The following is a 17,804-nucleotide window of genomic DNA, read 5'->3' as shown; positions in this document are numbered from 1 at the left end:
CAGATCCTCCATGCTCAAGCAACTCTTCTCGGCTCTTATTTTTTCATTACTATTTTTACCCGCACTGGCACAAAACGCAAGCATCAAAGGTGTTGTAGTTGATACTGTTGAAAAAACAAAATTACAAAATAGTGCTATCCTGCTGATATCAAGCAAAGATTCTATTTTAATTAAAGATGCACGCACTAAGGCCAACGGTGCATTCGAGTTTTCGAATTTAAAAAAAGGAAATTATACCCTGGTGGTTACCTTCCCTAAAATGGCCGATTATATCAGAGACATCCAGTTGTCTGATTCATCCAAATTCAACCTGGGTAATATTGCGATGGATAGCAAAGCCACGCTCTTAAATGAAGTGGTAATTAAGGCTCAAAAACAGGCCATTAGCATGAAAGGCGATACCATAACTTATCAGGCAGATAGTTTTGCAGTAAAACCACATGCCAATCTACAGGATTTATTAAGGCGCTTACCGGGAATTGAGGTAGATAAAGATGGCGCCATAAAAGCTGGCGGAAAAGATGTAAACACGCTTTTGGTTGATGGCGAGGAATTTTTTGGCGACGATCCGCTTCTGGCACAAAAATACCTGAAAGCCAATGCGGTTAGCGAAGTGCAGGTTTACGATAAAAAAACCAAAGAGGAAGAATTATCAGGCATAAAAGAAGGCGATGCCAAAGAGAAAGTCATGAACATCAAGCTCAAGGAAAACGCTAAAAACGGGTATCTCAGTACCCTGGATGCCAATAGCGACCTCAAGCACTATAAAAACATCGGTGGTATGGCGGGCATTTATAAAAACAAATTAAAAGCTGCTGTATTTGGATCCAATTCCAATACCAATCAGGATTCGAAAGCAAGCGCCGCCATGAGTAAGTTAAAAGGCAATGATTATGATGTAATTGAAGTGGGTGATGACGGCAGTACGGTGATGATCAGCTATGGCGGCAGCCGTGATGAGGATGATTTTTCGCCATCCAGTGGCCTGCCTGATGTAACCGGATATGGTGCGCATTTTTCCGACAAATGGAATGAAAACAAAATTGGCCTAAAACTGAATTATAAAGTCAGTGAAAGAAATATATTGGACAGAACCACCTATAAAAACCAGTCGTTATTGCCTAATGGAACGAATTTCTTTAGCGAAGGCAGATCAAACAGCGAAACCAGAAACACCGGGCAAAGTTTAAAAGGTAGCGTTGATGTTAAAATAGATTCACTTTCTACCTTAAAAATATCGTTTGCAGGCAGTAAACGAAAAAACAGCAGCCAGTATATAAGCACCAACGAAACCAAAAATGACGCCGGGATATTTGTTAACAACAGTGATCAGTTTAACGACAGCAATGGCGACAATGATTTGTTTAACGGAAATATCAATTACTCGAAAAAGTTTGTAAAAAAAGGAAGAACACTTTCCATTGATATACAACCTGAAACCAAAAGCAGCACCAGCCTGGGTACCAGTTTAAGTGTAACCAATTATACCGATGGCAGTGGAACAATTAACAGAACGGTTAACCAGAATTTCCTGAACGATAATTCGGGCACCGAAAGCTCTCTAGGTACCAGAATATCGTATACAGAACCTTTGGGCAAACAATTTTCGTTACAAACAGCCTATAGCTTTAAAACTGTGGCATCAAATAGCCATAAACTGGTGTTCGATAAATCATTAAATAATAAACGTATCGATTCGCTGAGCAACAATTTCGATTTCAATAATTTTTCGAACATTGGTAAAGTGGTATTGCAATACAGATCGAAGAAGTTCACCTTATCTGGTGGTGCAGAGGCTACCGAAACCACATTTGAGCTGAATGATTTAGACCGGAACAACAAATTTAACCGGAACTATTTAAACTGGGCCCCACAGAGTAACTTCAACTATAAACTAGGCAAAAGTACCAGTGTATCATTAAGCTACAACGGAAATACCCGACAGCCTAGTCTGGATCAATTACAACCCATCAGACAAATCAACAATCCACTTTATGAAATAAGAGGTAATCCAGATTTAAAACCATCGTTCAACAATAATTTTGGCTTTAATTTTAATATTTACCAGCAAAAATCGCAGATGTACGCCTACGTATACGGCGGCTATAGCTTTACCAAAAATGCTGTTGTGAGTACGAGAACAGTTGATGAGGTAAACAAAACCATCAGCAGTTATATCAATTTAGATGGGAATAATAATTTTTACGGAGGTGCAAGCTTTAATAAAAGTTTTAGTAAAATTCATTTTAATACCGGCTTTAATGCCAGTTTTAACCATTCGACATCCGTTTCCATTTTAAACAACAAACTGAATGAAAATGTAAACAACAGCCTGAGTTTCCGTCCACGCTTTAGTTATTATGACAATAAAGTTCAGCTGCAGTACAATCCTTCCTTTACGTTTTCGAACAGCCGGTCATCCATCGGTTCGATAAATAATGGAAAAAGCTTTATCCACAATCATGATATTTCAGGGAACATCCAGCTCCCCTATAATACCGAGTTTAACACCAGCATATCATTATCTTATCAACCTGCCAATTCCTCATTCAGCACACCCGTAAATATTGCGTTATGGAACGCTTATTTATCTAAGAAAATGCTTAAATCACAAGAATTAGAAGTAAAAGTATCCATTTCTGATATTCTGGCTGAGAAAATTGGCTATAACCGTTATGTTGGAGGCAATAGCATCAGCGAATATACCAACAGCTTTATTCCGAGGTACGTACTGATTGGCGTTACCTATAATTTAACCGGAAATTTCATTAAACAAGACAAAAAATAACAGAAGATGAAACACTTAGGATTAACAATGATGCTGTTTTTTGCAGTGACGATAATTAAAGCACAAACCGTTTTCATCAAGAGTGCTAAAATAACTTTCGAGAAAAAAATCAACCAAAAACAGCAACTGGCTTCGAACACCTGGATCTCAGACGATGCCAGGGATAAAATGAGCAAGTACAGAATTTCCAATTGGGATTACAGTTTTAACGATAGCTGCTCTATTTATAAGCTTAAACCAAAAGAAACCTTAAACGATAATAATTTCTTCTTTATTGCCGGTGAAAATACAAATGAAATGTACACCGACTTTAGTAAAAAGGCAAGGGTAATCAGAAAACCAATAAATGGCGAAGATTTTATTTTAAAAGACACTATCCCCCATCTCAACTGGAAAATCATGCACGATGTTCGCCAGATTGCCGGTTACGAATGCCGTAAAGCGACCGCAGTAATAAACGATTCTGTTACCGTAGTGGCTTTCTATAGTGAAGAAATTTTATTAAAAGGCGGTCCAGAAGGATTTACGGGTTTGCCTGGAATGATATTGGGGCTGGCCATTCCACGATACAACACCACATGGTTTGCCACCAAGGTTGAGGCCAAAAACGTTCCCATCTTAAACATTGTTCCACCTTCAAAAGGAAAAAGGACGGATACTGAAAAAGATTTCAAAAAAATGATCGACCTCTATACCCGTTATGATGATAAAAAGAACCCCAGAAAGATAGAAGATATAAAAAAAGAACTTTACAAGCTGATACTTTAAGTTGGCGCCTAAGCTAAAACAGTCACTATCAGAGATATAATATGATGAAAAAATAATCTGGCAAGTATCTAATCGAGCGATAATTTTTTGTACCTTTGTATCCCGTACAAAAACAATTAAACAGGCTCAAAACACCTGGTTAATTCCACAAATTATCAATCATGACAAAGTATATTTTTGTTACGGGCGGTGTTACTTCCTCTTTAGGTAAGGGCATCATTTCCGCATCTTTAGCTAAACTTTTACAGGCACGTGGCTACCGTGTAACCATTCAAAAATTCGATCCGTACATCAATATCGATCCGGGAACTTTAAATCCATACGAACATGGCGAATGCTTTGTAACCGAAGATGGTGCTGAAACCGACCTGGATCTTGGTCATTATGAGCGTTTCCTTAACGTTCCAACATCGCAGGCAAACAACATCACTACCGGCCGTATTTACCAGAACGTAATTAACAAAGAACGTAAAGGTGAGTACCTGGGCAAAACAGTTCAGGTTGTACCTCACATTACCGACGAAATTAAACGCAACATGCGTATTTTAGGCGATAGCGGTGAATACGATATTGTGATTACTGAACTTGGCGGAACTGTTGGTGATATTGAATCTCTACCATTCATTGAGGCTGTTCGTCAGTTTAAATGGGAAGAAGGCAGTACCAATGCCATTGTAATCCACTTAACCCTGGTACCTTATTTAGCTGCTGCCGGCGAGTTAAAAACGAAACCAACGCAACACTCTGTTAAAGCTTTACTGGAATACGGAATACAGCCGGATATACTGGTTTGCAGAACCGAGCACCACATTAGTCCTGAGATCAGAAAAAAAATTGCTTTATTTTGTAACGTTAACATCAATGCGGTAGTCGAATCGATGGATGCATCTACTATTTATGATGTGCCATTGTTGATGTTAAAAGAACAATTGGATAAAACTGTTTTATCGAAATTAAAATTACCGACCAAAAGCGATCCGGATATGGAAAGCTGGAAAGATTTCTTAGGCCGTTTAAAAAATCCTACCGCAGAGGTTAGAATTGGTTTGATTGGTAAGTATGTAGAATTACCTGATGCTTATAAATCAATTATCGAATCTTTTGTACACGCAGGTTCGAAAAATGAATGTAAGGTTAAAGTAGAATATATCCATTCCGAAGGAATTTTCCCTGATAATGTAAAAGACAAATTAGGTCACTTACAAGGTGTTTTAGTGGCACCAGGTTTTGGTAGCCGCGGTATTGAGGGTAAAATTGATGCCATAAAATATGTTCGTGAGAACAATGTTCCTTTCTTCGGCATCTGCCTGGGTATGCAATGTGCTGTGATCGAATTTGGCCGTAACGTTTTAGGTTTGAAAGATGCACATACGACAGAAATTGAAGAAAATGCTGCAAATCCGGTAATTAACATGATGGAAGAGCAGAAAAAAATAACAAACAAAGGTGGAACAATGCGTTTAGGCTCTTACCCTTGCGATATTAAAAAAGGAACAAAAGCTTTTTCTATTTACGGTAAATCGCACATTAATGAGCGTCACCGTCACCGTTACGAATTTAATAATGATTATTTAAAACAATACGAAGATGCAGGAATGATTGCATCAGGTATGAATCCACAAACCAATTTAGTTGAAATTGTGGAGCTTAAAAATCATCCATTTTTCGTTGGCGGACAGTTTCACCCGGAATTAAAATCAACAGTTGCTAATCCTCACCCACTTTTTGTTAAATTTGTCGCCGCTGCGATGGAGTTTGCAAAAAAGAAAACGAATTAAAAGCAGTATATACGTAAATAATGGATAGAAATACCTTTACAGGACTGTTCCTGATTATGATCATTTTGGCAGGATCATTCTATTTTTTGAGGCCGAGCACGGCTGAAATGAAACAAGCCAAAGAAAGAGACAGTATCGAATTGGCAAAAAAATCTGGTATTACACCAGTACAAAAAGATACCACTAAAACAGCTGCAATTGCTAACCCGGCTGTAGATTCTTTAGCGTTAAAAGGTCCTTTTGGTACCGCAATAACCGGTACAGAAGCCAATACCGTGTTAGAAAACGAGAATTTATTAATCACTTTAAGCAATAAAGGCGGTAAAATTACTTCGGTTGAAATTAAAGGCCAGAAAACCTTTACCGGTAAACCATTGATTTTATTTGATGGAAATCAGAACAAGTTTGGTTTAAATCTTAATGCTGCTGGTAAAGTAATTAATACCAACGATTTATACTTTACTCCTACAAAAACCGGAAATACAGTTACCATGCGTGCCAATTATGGCGCTAACGCATATGTAGAATATGTATACGATTTAAAGGCGTTAAGTAATAAAGTTGCTTTCAACATCAATTTAGTTGGCTTACAACAAGTAATTGCAGGTAATAACATTGGTTTAAACTGGCAGACTACTTTATTACAGCAAGAAAAATCGATCGAAAGTGAGCACCGTTACTCTGCACCATACTACAAATATTTAGATGGCGATGTAGACCACCTAAGTGTTTCGAAAGATGAGAAAGAAGATTTATCGAAAGGTAAAATCCAGTGGTTCTCTTTCAAACAACACTTTTTCTCCGCTTCTTTAATCTCTAAACAGGCTTTCGAAAAAGGAAGTTTAGAAGTTAAAATTCCAACGGCTCCAGGTTTGGTGAAGTTTTATGATGCCAATATGCAATTGCCATATGCACATACGGCTAACCAGGTTTATGAAATGGAATTCTATTTCGGAACCAACAAATTCTCGGCACTAAAAGCACAAGGTTATGATTTAGAGCAACAGGTTGATATGGGCTACTGGCCATTGAAATACATTAACCGTTTCATCGTACTACCTGTATTTAACTTTTTAAACAGCTTTGGCTGGAACTATGGATTAATCATTTTGGTATTAACCATTTTACTAAAAGTTGCTTTATCGCCACTTACTTATAAGTCTTATCTTTCAATGGCTAAAATGAGAGTTTTAAAGCCGGAAATGGACGAAATTAAAGCTAAGGTAGGCGAAGATAATCCAACACTGGTTCAACAGGAATATTTAAAACTCTATAAGAAAGCCGGTGTAAATCCGCTGGGCGGATGTTTGCCTATGGTATTACAATTGCCTTTGGTAATGGCCTTCTTCTTCTTCTTCCCTAACTTGTTTGAGCTACGTGGCGAGAGTTTCTTGTGGATGAAAGATTTATCAACTTATGATGAGTTTATCAAATTCGGCGTAAAAATCCCTTTCATTGGCGATCACTTAAGTTTAATGTGTGTATTGATGACCATCTCTACATTGATTATGACTTATTTCAACAATCAGGTTTCTGGAGCAACTGGTCAAATGAAGTACATCGGTTACATCATGCCGGTTATTTTCTTAGGTGTGTTAAATAGCTACCCTGCCGGATTAAACTATTATTATTTCTTAGCCAACTTAATGACTTTCGGACAGCAGTTCTTAATTCGTAAAATGGTTGACGATGATAAAATCCATGCTTTGATTCAGCAAAACAAAGCCAGACCAGCTGATGAGAAAAAGAAAAAGTCTAAATTCCAGCAACGTTTGGATGACTATATGCGTCAGCAACAACAAGCTAAAAAGTAATCTTACTTTTAAATTATACGGAATCCCTGATTACTTCAAAGTGATCGGGGATTTTTGTTTTGGGCGGAGCGGATGGCGTGAAGCGTTAGGCGTTTAGCGGAGAGCGTTTGGCGTGAAGCGTTTAGCGGAGAGCGTTTAGCAAGGAGTTTTACACAATATATCTTCGGACCTTCCAACCTTCAGCCTTTATGGCTTTTAATTGTAATATTTGACATACAAGTTTCTTAATAAGCTAAAAAATTCCAATTTTAGAAGATTAAATCTCAACCAACAAATTACTTAACTTTTAAAAATGCAAAAGAGACTAACTATTATTCTGTTTTTCGTTGTCAGCTTTGCCTACGCACAAAAGAAACCCCTAGATCATTCGGTATACGATACATGGGAATCAGTAGGAACAAAGCAATTATCAAATAATGGTCAATGGGCGATGTACAGCATCTTACATCAAGAAGGAGATGCACAGCTGTACCTGACCAATATTAAAACCAATGCGAAGATGAACATCCCAAGAGGAATGAACTCGCAGTTTAGTAACGATTCCAAATTCGCGGCTTTTAACATCCGCCCTTTAAATAAAGATTTACGTCAGGCTAAAATAAAAAAGAAAAAAGCTGATGAATTACCAAAAGATTCGTTGGGTATTGCTAACCTTACTACCAATGCCGTTACTAAAGTGGCCAGGGTAAAATCTTTCAAATTTCCTGAAGAAGGTGCGGGTGTGATGGCTTACTTAACTGAAAAACCAGATACAGCAAAAAAAACAGTAAAACCAGCTGAGAAAAAAGATGGTGAATCAGATTTTGCTGATGATGAGCCTGCGGCTAAAGGTAAAACTGAAGAAGGAACCGATTTAGTGGTAAAAAACCTTTTAACAGGTACAGATAAAACCTATAAATTCGTTACCGACTATTACTTCAGTAAAGATGGCAAACAATTGGTTTTTGCCTGCAGTGGCTCTAAAAAGGACAAAACTGCTCCACAAGGTGTATTTCTGTTAAATACAGAAAAAGGTACACTTAAAACCCTGATTAAGGGCAAAGGAAGTTTCAAAAATTTCACCTTTGATGAGGAAAGCGAACATGTAGCTTTTGTAGGCGAGCAAAGTCCGGAGAAACAGGAAATAAAAGATTACAATATTTATTACAACTCTTTAACGCTCGATACTGCACAGATATTGGTTGATTTTGATATGCCTGGCCTACCCGCAAAATGGTCGGTTAATGGCGATGGTAAAATCACTTTTAGTAAAGATGGCAAGAAATTGTTTTTTGGCATCTCTCCTATCAAAAAACCAAAGGATACGACTATCGTAGATTTCGAAGTGGCGAAAGTTGATGTCTGGAATTACAAAGACGATTATTTGCAGCCTATGCAGCTTAAAAACGCAGAAAGAGACAGCAAAAAAAGTTATTTATCTGTGATTGATGTGTACAGCAGTGACCCAAAAGTAATTCCGCTTACCGATTTAAAATTACCTGATGCAAATATCATAGCGGAAGGTGATGCCGGGCAGGTTTTAGCTTCTACAGATTACGGTCGCAGGATAGAATCGCAATGGAGCGGTTCAACTTCAAAAGATTACTATTTGGTTGACACGAAAAATGGCCAGAAAAAGAAAATCATCGAGAACCTTAATGGTTATGCATTGGCATCACCGGCAGGAAATTATGTTTTATACTTCGATCGAAAATCGGGCAGTTGGAATACCTACAATGTAACTACAGCAAAGGTTACCGTTTTAACTGCAGGTTTAAGTGAAAAATTTGTTGATGAAGAGAATGATGTACCAGACTTACCTTCTGCTTATGGCTTAGCTACCTGGACTGAAGGTGATAAAGCCGTTTTAATTAACGATAAATATGATATCTGGTCATTCTCACCAGACGGAAAATTGGCACCAAAAAATATTACTGCTGGTTTTGGAAGAGCGAATAACATTACTTTCCGTTACGAAAGAGTACAACAAGACAACAGATTTGAACGCAATGCAGATAGCAAATTTGTAAAAGCGAACGAAACGGTTTGGTTAGATGGCTTTAACAACCTCACTAAAGAAAATGGTTTTTACCGCACCAACGTTGGTTCGGCTAAAGCACCAGAATTGGTGGTAATGGCTAAGTTTAAATATTCAAACCTGGTAAAAGCTAAAGATGCCGATGTTTACATTTACGATAAAGCCAACTATGTAGAATCGCCAAATGTTTACATCACTACAGATTTCAAAACTGAAACCAAATTAAGCAATACCAATCCTCAACAAAAAAACTATAACTGGGGTACGGCTGAGCTGGTGAAATGGACCACACCAAAAGGCTATAAGGCCGAAGGCATCCTTTACAAACCTGAAAACTTCGATCCAAATAAGAAATACCCGATGATTGCTTATTTCTACGAAAAATTAACGGATGGTTTATATACCTATCAGGCGCCGGCTCCTACGCCATCACGTTTAAATATTTCTTATTTCGTGAGTAACGGATACCTGGTTTTTGCACCTGATATTAGTTACGAAACTGGTCATCCAGGTAAATCGGCAGTTGAATTTATCAATTCAGGTGTAGAAAGTCTGAAAAAAAATAGCTGGGTTGATGGCAGTAAAATTGGTATTCAGGGACAAAGCTGGGGCGGTTATCAGGTAGCTTACCTTATTACACAGAATAACATGTATGCTGCAGCCTGGGCTGGTGCACCTGTAGCCAATATGACTTCTGCTTATGGTGGCATCCGCTGGGAAACAGGTATGAACCGTCAGTTCCAATACGAGAAAACACAAAGCCGTATCGGTGCAACCCTTTGGGAAAAACCTGAGTTATATATCGAGAACTCACCATTATTTATGTTCCCGAAAGTAAATACACCAGTTGTGGTAATGGCGAACGATGCAGACGGTGCTGTGCCATGGTATCAAGGAATTGAGATGTTTACCGGCTTGCGCCGTTTAGGTAAACCAGTCTGGATGCTTAACTACAATGGTGAAGCACACAATTTGGTCCAACGCCAGAACCGTAAGGATATTCAAATCCGTGAACAACAATTTTTCGACTATTATTTAAAAGGTGCAAAGGCTCCGGCCTGGATGACCAGTGGAATTCCTGCTACTGAAAAAGGAAAAACCTGGGGCTTTGAATTAACAGATGATAAACCTTAGTTAGTCCGGAGTCGGAAGTCCGGAGTCGGAAGTCCGGAGTCCATAGTTAAAAAAGTCCATGATTGATAGCATATCTATTGGTCATGGACTTTTTGGTTGATGGGTTAGATGCTCAAGTAATATACGGTTAAAAGATTTCCTATAGATGGCTTTAATTTATAGTCGTCACCCTGTACCGAACCTTCGGGGCAGCAGGACGATCGCGTTAGGTAAAAGAGGTAAAATTGGTCGTTACAAACAAATACAAATCAAATACAGGCTACTATGAAATTCGGCTTAAAAAAGCTATTTTCACATCAAAAAACTAAACAACCCTAATGGCATTAAGCAGAATCTGGTCAGCATTTATTATCGTGGCTATTGTAGTAGCAAGTATTAAATGTTTCTTTTTCGGACATAGCGATATTTTTAACTGGATGGTAATTGGTAAATCATCCGATCCGTTGAATCCCTTAAAATTAGATGGTATTATCGAAACTTGCTGGATCGCAGTTGACCTTTGTATTAAATTAATCGGAACACTGGCCTTATTTATGGGCTTAATGAGCATTGCTGAAAAAGCAGGTGGTATCCGTTTATTATCTAGAATTATTGGTCCATTCTTTTCGAAACTCTTTCCGGAGATCCCAAAAGGGCACCCCTCTATGGGACATATGATCATGAATTTCTCAGCCAATTTATTAGGTTTAGATAATGCAGCCACGCCATTTGGCATCAAGGCCATGGAAAGTTTGCAAGAGCTCAATCCGAATAAAGATGTTGCCAGCAATTCGCAGATTATGTTTTTATGTTTACACGCTGCAGGCCTATGTTTAATTCCAGTTAGTGTAATCGCCATTAGGTCTACTCAAAATGCGCAAGACCCAACTGATATTTTCATTCCTTGTTTAATCGTCACTTTTGTCGGTACCATGGCAGCCATGCTTATTGTATCCTTTAAACAAAAAATAAACTTGCTTCAGCCGGTTATCATTACCTGGGTATTAAGTATCTCGGCAGTGGTTGGTTTACTGGTTTGGTATGTAAGTAAGTTAAATGCAGAAAGCATAAAATCATTTTCAGGCTTATTAAGTGGTGGAATAATTTTATTAATCTTTTTATTGATTGTATTGGGTGCCTTATATAAAAAAATAGATGTTTTTGATGCGTTTATTGATGGTGCCAAAGGTGGATTTGAAACGGCACTGAAAATCGTTCCTTATTTAGTTGGGATTTTAGTTGCGGTAAGTATGCTGAGAACCAGCGGGACTTTTGATGTGGTGATGAGCGGCATTAAAAACGTGTTTGTATTTTTTGGAGCCGACACCAAATTTGTTGATGCGCTACCAACAGCTTTAATCAGGCCTTTAAGTGGTGGCGCTGCCCGTGGAATGATGGTAAGTACCATGATTTCAAGCGGACCTGATTCATTTGCCAGTAAATTATCGGGTGTTTTCCAGGGGGCTTCTGATACTACTTTTTATGTAGTAGCGGTTTACTTTGGATCTGTTGGCATAAAGAATACACGTTATGCCATTGGCTCAATGTTATTGGCTGATTTGGTTGGCGTTTGTACAGCCATTGCACTCAGTTATATGTTTTTTGCATAAATCGTAGTTCATTGGTCATTGGTTCATTAGTCATTTGTTTATTGGTCATTAGTGTGTTACCCATCTATCGTTATTGCGAGACTGATTCACCCGTTGCATTCAGAATGACCAAGAAAGCACTGAACAGCTACAAAAAATCCCTGCCAGAAAATATCTGACAGGGATTTTTAATAAATCGCTCAATATTTAATAACCAGGATTCTGCTGTGCTTTTATTCCAGGGTTTGCATTTATTTCTGTTTGCGGGATTGGAAGAATTGTTTTATTAAATGTTCTATCAATCGTTTTTGGCCGGGTGCTAATTGTTAAACCACCAAATTCATCATTATATGTAATTGATTTATTGGTCCGTATTAAATCAAAGAACCGCTGACCTTCACCATACAACTCTTTACTTTTTTCATCTAAAATCATATCGAGCGTAACCGTAACTGGAGTGGCCAATACTGCAGAAGGATTTCTTTGACGTATTGCGTTCAAATAATTAGCGGCCTTTGTAGTATTTGTAGAAAGCGCTGCCTCTGCAGCGATTAAATAAATTTCAGACAATCGAATTACTTTAATATTAACTGCAGTATTATTCGCTGTGCTTTTATCACCAGCCAATGCTGTACTACCACAATATTTATAAAGGGCACCTAACCTTGTTGCCGAACTTTCATCTCTAGCCATTATCCCACGCCTTACATCGCTAGCTCCTTGATTTAAGCGACTTAAAAAGTCAGTACTGGAATAGAAAAAACCCAATGCTGCCGTTGTACCTACACCTTTATTTCTTTGGTAAATACCTAATGATGCTGCTCCAAGATCGTTCTCTAAAGGATTAATACCCAACTCAAAAATAGATTCTGAGCCGTATTGACTTTTCCAGGAATCGACCCAATTTGCATTCGTATACAATGTATATAAAGCCGAGGCACCAATAACTTCTTCAGCTGCTAAAAGTGACTTGGGCATATCATTCATATATAAGTACACTCTCGCCTGAATAGCTTTATTTGAGTAATAATTGATATATCCATTTGTTTTTGTTTTCGGCAACAACGGTGCCGCATCATTTAGATCTTTAACAATCTGAGTGTAAACCTGCTCTACTGTCGATCGTAGTGGTTGTGCTTCATATCCTTGTCTGGTTAAGATTAAAGGAACACCAAAAGACTGATTATTATCGGTGTATGCTTTGCCGTATAATCTAACCAAATCAAAATACATTAAAGCTCTGGCGGTTAAAGCCTGCCCTTTGTATGGAGCAAAACCCGTTGCGCCTAATGCTTCTTGTTTGGCTATTTCCTCGAGCAGATAATTGGTTTGTAATATGCAAAAATAAATTTGCGACCAAAAACCGGAAAAACTATTGGTATTGGCGTTTTGATTATAGTTATACAAGGCATCCAAGCCCCTACCTTGAGAGTAAACCGTCATATCGCCACCTTTAACATCGCCATACAGAAAGAAATTCCTTCCATAATATGAGGCATCTGTCATCTGATTCATTACGCCGTTGATTACTATTTGTGCATCTCTTGGTGTTTGAATCGCCTTATTCGAATCGGCCGAATTACTCGGCGTCATATCTAAAAACTTTTTACATGATAGTACACTTAACATGAAGATACTGATCAGTAGTATATTTATTCTTTTCATATTTTGAATCTCCTATATTAAAAACTAACCTCTAAACCAAAAGTATAAGTCTTTCCAAATGGGGTCTCCCAACCTCTGGTACTATAATTTCCTACCTCAGGATCTGCTTCTTTGTATTTCGCGAAAGTAAGCAGATTAGAACCATTAAAATAGGCTCTTATATTAGAAGCGCCTAGTTTAGTAACTATTTTTTCAGGTAAACGATAGGCAAACAATACATTTTTTAATCTTAAGAAACTCGCACTATGCAATTGACGAGAACTATACTGCATGGCATCGGTAAGGTCATTTCCATCAAGTTTTGGTTGTGTACCATTGGTATTTTGTGGAGTCCACATATTGTCATAATAACTTTGCGATCTGATTCTTTCCCAATAGTAACCATCATCTGCTACATCTTTGTAAGCTCCATCATAAATTTGTCCACCAAGTTTGTAGATAAAGTTTAGACCTAAACTAAAGCCTTTATATTCTACATCAGTATTAATTCCACCAAAAACATCTGGATTACCATCGCCTATTACTACCCTGGCAGCATCATTATAGTTGTAAGTTGCTTGCCTTCCATTATAATCAAAACTACCTGATGCAGGAGTTGCACCATTTAGATACCAAACATTTTTACCATTTGCCGGATTTACACCAGCCCATTCGAAACCATAAAAACTAAGCATTGATAAGCCTTCACTATAGAGAAACTGCGCCCTCGCATCTGCACCCGTAGGGTCGTTCCAAATAATGTCATTTCCACGTGCCGTACCTTCAGGTTTGTACAGCTTGGTTACTTTAGACCTTGTAAATGATCCATTAATACCTAAATCCCATTTAAAGCCATTTTTATTAATCAGGTTAGCATTCAGATCAAATTCGAGACCTTTATTGTTAATTTCTCCAATGTTTCTTAGCGTTGAACTAAATCCGGTAGTCATTGATACCGGCACCCCAAGCAATAGATTTTTTGTATCGCGATTAAAGAACTCGATTGTACCTGTAATTCTTTTAAACAGACCAAACTCCAAGGCTATGTTTGTAGAGTAACTATTTTCCCAAGTTAAGATCGGATTGGAAAGAGATGCGTACAAGGCTGCCGGTTGGCCAAGATATTTATTAGAGAATGAAGTCAGCTCGCGCCAATCGTAGTTGTTTGATGGTAAAGTTCCGTTGGTACCATATGATCCTCTCAATCTTAAATTGTCAAGAAAAGATACATTTTTTAGAAAATTCTCGCTATTGATTTTCCATGATCCACCAACCGACCAAAATGTGCCCCATCTATTGATATCTCCGAGTCTTGAAGATCCATCTCTTCTAAAGGAAGAAGTAATAAAATATTTTTGATTGTAATTATATTCCAAACGAGATAAACCAGAAACAATGGAATTCCCCCAGTTATATGCAGAGGATGAAGTAGTACCTGCAGTTGAAACGCTTTGCAGTTCACTACTTCCTAAATCAACGCCTGTAGCCCTTTGAAAATCAGTAACATTTTTTTCAGCTTCAAAACCTGCCAAGAAGCTTATTGAGTGTAAGCCAAGCTGTTTGCTGTAGTTAATTGTACTAGAAGAAACCATTTTATTATAGTTTGTTGTGATTTCATTTACGCTTCCATTATTGGTTAAGCCATTAAAATGAAGTGCACTATAATAAATATGATCGTTTACCTGTGAGTTATCGTAAGAAAATACTGATTTTAAAATTAGCTCAGGTAATATATTTACCTGGATATAAGGATTGGCAACAAATCTTTTTGTAATTGATTTATTATCCCATTGATTATCGTAATAGATGTTATTTTGTGCTAAACTTCCGTACCTGGCCGTAAAGGGCTGACCATTTTTATAATCAGTAGGCCAATATAGTGGCCATAATAGATTTCTAGTTTGGAAGTAACTATTAGAACCGGTATTACGTGTATCATTATAACCACTTTGTGCCGATCTGGCAATACTTACGTTCGAACCGATTTCGACATACTTACCCACTTTCTGGCTTAAATTTATCCTGCCCGAGTACCTGTCAAAATCATTTACTTTAATCCGACTTTGATCTCTGGTGTAAGAAAATGACGAATAATACTTTGTCTTATCGTCACCACCACTTACTGATAGATCGTTAGTTTGGTATTTTGCTGTTCTAAAAAGTGCATCTTCCCAATCAAAATATCGCCCTTCACGATTTTCTATTCCATCAGTCATACCAAGAATATTCACATTTGCATTTAAACCTGTTCCATCAGTAGTAAAGCGATAACCATGTCGGTTAAATTTTGTGTTTAGCTGCGACAAGGCATAAGTATTTCCCGCTGCTTCACTCTGTCCGGAAGAGGTGCGCACATCGTGAAAAATACGATATAACATATTTACTTGTTCTTGTACACCAGCTGTTTCATAATTATCTGTAGCCCAGCTAGGTGTTAAACCTAAAGATGTTCTAAATTCAATTTTAGGTTTACCAGATTTACCACGTTTCGTATTGATCAATACTACGCCATTGGCTGCCCTTGAGCCATACAAGGAAGAAGCAGCGGCATCTTTAAGGATAGTAATACTCTCAATATCCGCGGGATTTATTGTATTCATGATATTGTTGGTAGAGAAAGTATAATCGCTTCCTTGGCCAATATTACCCGAAACAACAGGAACTCCGTCAACTACATATAATGGATCGTTTGACGCATTTATCGATCCTATTCCTCTTATGCGGATGCTCGGAGTTGATCCTGCCTGACCAGAAGATGCAGTAACCTGCACACCAGCTGCCCTACCAGTTAAAGCATTTTGAAAGGAGGTAGATGGTGCATCCTTGATTTTGTTTTGATCAATTACAGCAGCCGATCCAGTGTAACTACCCCGTTTGGCAGTACCATAAGCTACTACCATTACATCATCTAATTTGTTTTCTTCATTAGATAGTTTAACATCAACCTGTGTTCGGCCACCAACAGCTACCTCTTGGCTAACAAAACCTATTGATTTAAAAACCAGTGTAACATTATTTGATGGAACAGTAATGCTGTAAGAACCATCACCGCCTGTAGAAGCGCCGGTTGTACTGCCTTTAACCAGTACACTTACGCCCGGAATGCCAACGTTGCTCTCGTCTGTTACCTTGCCCTTTACAGTGGTTTGGGCATAGGAAACAACGTAACACGCTAAAATTCCTAATAGCATTAGTAATTTTTTGTTCATAATGAAAGATTTAGGTTAATTGATTAGTTAAGTTGTTGTTAAAATACACAATTTAACCCATCAAAACCCATTATGAACCTGGTTTTGCAGGAAGTAGAAAAGTAAAAAAGGATAAATACTGCATAAAACAGCAAAATCCTGCAGATCAACGGCAGAATTTATGCTGCAACATTTTTATTACGCAATTTTAGCAAGATGGTTGGGGAATAGAAATCCTGTGAATGATTTCATCTATAGCATCAGGATCAATGGCTACGTTTTTAGATGCACACCACTTTTCTGTTTTATTATCTAACCAGATACAAAAAGAATGGTAACCATCTAAAACAACAGCATAGGTTTCGTGAAAATCATCTTGAATACGCATGCAAAATCCCTTAAAAATTTTGCCTCTCACGATGAATTGCAGGGTGGAATAATTTTCTAACATGGCTCATTATATTTTAGGTTAATCTACAACAAATTATAAATGAGAATGTTTCGTTAATTTAAAGGAATTAACAATTAATTCTTAAGCTATCAGAAAAAACTTAACCTATGTTTAACATGTTCGAATAGCCTTTAGCTATTAAACGCTTTTTTGAGGGTAAAAATATCTCACATTGCAGATTTAATATTGTGCGTCCTCTTTTTACAATCGAGGTTTCTGCGATAACTTCGTCGCCCTCGCTAGCCGTGGCAAAATAATCAATATAATTATTTACAGTGGTATAACGTTCGTTTAATCCCATGGTAAAAACAGTCGCACCAATTAAATCATCAATTATACCTGCTGTTACACCACCGTGTAAAATTTGATAAGGATTGGTCATTTCTTTACGGATGGTATACTGACAAACCAATATGCCATGCTCTGCCTTGATTAAAACCGGAGCCAGCCAATTCATAAAGTTAGATGGCGAATTGGTAATTACCTTGCCAATGGATTGTCGTAAAAAAGCTAAACGCTGTTCGCTTAAGGAAGGTTCCATAAGATGTAAAATGTTATGAAGTAAGATGGATGAGTTAAAAGTAGGAAAAATGGGAGATAGTTCATAGTTCAAGTCTAAAGTCCTTAGTCCTTAGTCCTTAGTCCATAAGATGG

General features: G+C 37.7%; 10 protein-coding genes. 6 read left to right on the top strand and 4 right to left on the bottom strand.

The window, feature by feature from the left end:
- Positions 1-10: 10 nt before the first annotated feature.
- From CA265_07430 to CA265_07405, 6 genes are all read left to right on the top strand, one after another.
- Entirely contained in the window at positions 11-2,788 is a 2,778-nt protein-coding gene (locus CA265_07430) for a hypothetical protein (protein ID ARS39490.1), read from the top strand.
- Between the two features lie 6 nt (positions 2,789-2,794).
- Positions 2,795-3,556, top strand: coding sequence for a GLPGLI family protein (locus tag CA265_07425; GenBank protein ARS39489.1), 762 nt, complete (start codon positions 2,795-2,797; stop codon positions 3,554-3,556).
- A gap of 161 nt (positions 3,557-3,717) precedes the next feature.
- Positions 3,718-5,334, top strand: coding sequence for a CTP synthetase (locus CA265_07420; GenBank protein ARS39488.1), 1,617 nt, complete (start codon positions 3,718-3,720; stop codon positions 5,332-5,334).
- Positions 5,335-5,354: 20 nt separating this feature from the next.
- Entirely contained in the window at positions 5,355-7,148 is a 1,794-nt protein-coding gene (locus tag CA265_07415; protein ARS39487.1) for a membrane protein insertase YidC, read from the top strand.
- A gap of 292 nt (positions 7,149-7,440) precedes the next feature.
- On the top strand, positions 7,441-10,299 hold the full coding sequence (locus CA265_07410; GenBank protein ARS39486.1) for a peptidase S9: 2,859 nt from the start codon (positions 7,441-7,443) through the stop codon (positions 10,297-10,299).
- Between the two features lie 317 nt (positions 10,300-10,616).
- On the top strand, positions 10,617-11,888 hold the full coding sequence (locus CA265_07405) for a spore maturation protein (protein ID ARS39485.1): 1,272 nt from the start codon (positions 10,617-10,619) through the stop codon (positions 11,886-11,888).
- A gap of 186 nt (positions 11,889-12,074) precedes the next feature.
- On the opposite strand, the gene CA265_07400 is transcribed toward CA265_07405, so the two are convergent.
- The 4 genes from CA265_07400 to CA265_07385 all read right to left on the bottom strand — a co-directional run bounded on the left by CA265_07400 (position 12,075) and on the right by CA265_07385 (position 17,691).
- Positions 12,075-13,532, bottom strand: coding sequence for a RagB/SusD family nutrient uptake outer membrane protein (locus tag CA265_07400; GenBank protein ARS39484.1), 1,458 nt, complete (start codon positions 13,530-13,532; stop codon positions 12,075-12,077).
- Positions 13,533-13,549: 17 nt separating this feature from the next.
- Entirely contained in the window at positions 13,550-16,720 is a 3,171-nt protein-coding gene (locus tag CA265_07395; GenBank protein ID ARS39483.1) for a SusC/RagA family TonB-linked outer membrane protein, read from the bottom strand.
- Positions 16,721-16,907: 187 nt separating this feature from the next.
- Complete coding sequence (locus CA265_07390; GenBank protein ID ARS39482.1) at positions 16,908-17,150, bottom strand: hypothetical protein; 243 nt, start codon at positions 17,148-17,150, stop codon at positions 16,908-16,910.
- A 100-nt stretch (positions 17,151-17,250) separates the two neighbouring features.
- Positions 17,251-17,691, bottom strand: coding sequence for a thioesterase (locus CA265_07385; protein ARS39481.1), 441 nt, complete (start codon positions 17,689-17,691; stop codon positions 17,251-17,253).
- Positions 17,692-17,804 lie beyond the last annotated feature (113 nt).

The organism is Sphingobacteriaceae bacterium GW460-11-11-14-LB5 (genome assembly GCA_002151545.1).
Lineage (GTDB): Bacteria > Bacteroidota > Bacteroidia > Sphingobacteriales > Sphingobacteriaceae > Pedobacter.
The sequence above is the reverse complement of the archived record's forward strand: the minus strand, read 5'-3'. Positions and strand labels throughout refer to the sequence as shown.

Excerpts from the sequence above, each read along its gene's own strand:
- CA265_07430 (ARS39490.1), top strand. The coding sequence starts at position 11 with ATGCTCAAGCAACTCTTCTCGGCTCTTATTTTTTCATTACTATTTTTA.
- CA265_07425 (ARS39489.1), top strand. The coding sequence starts at position 2,795 with ATGAAACACTTAGGATTAACAATGATGCTGTTTTTTGCAGTGACGATA.
- CA265_07420 (ARS39488.1), top strand. The coding sequence starts at position 3,718 with ATGACAAAGTATATTTTTGTTACGGGCGGTGTTACTTCCTCTTTAGGT.
- CA265_07415 (ARS39487.1), top strand. The coding sequence starts at position 5,355 with ATGGATAGAAATACCTTTACAGGACTGTTCCTGATTATGATCATTTTG.
- CA265_07410 (ARS39486.1), top strand. The coding sequence starts at position 7,441 with ATGCAAAAGAGACTAACTATTATTCTGTTTTTCGTTGTCAGCTTTGCC.
- CA265_07405 (ARS39485.1), top strand. The coding sequence starts at position 10,617 with ATGGCATTAAGCAGAATCTGGTCAGCATTTATTATCGTGGCTATTGTA.
- CA265_07400 (ARS39484.1), bottom strand. The coding sequence starts at position 13,532 with ATGAAAAGAATAAATATACTACTGATCAGTATCTTCATGTTAAGTGTA.
- CA265_07395 (ARS39483.1), bottom strand. The coding sequence starts at position 16,720 with ATGAACAAAAAATTACTAATGCTATTAGGAATTTTAGCGTGTTACGTT.
- CA265_07390 (ARS39482.1), bottom strand. The coding sequence starts at position 17,150 with ATGTTAGAAAATTATTCCACCCTGCAATTCATCGTGAGAGGCAAAATT.
- CA265_07385 (ARS39481.1), bottom strand. The coding sequence starts at position 17,691 with ATGGAACCTTCCTTAAGCGAACAGCGTTTAGCTTTTTTACGACAATCC.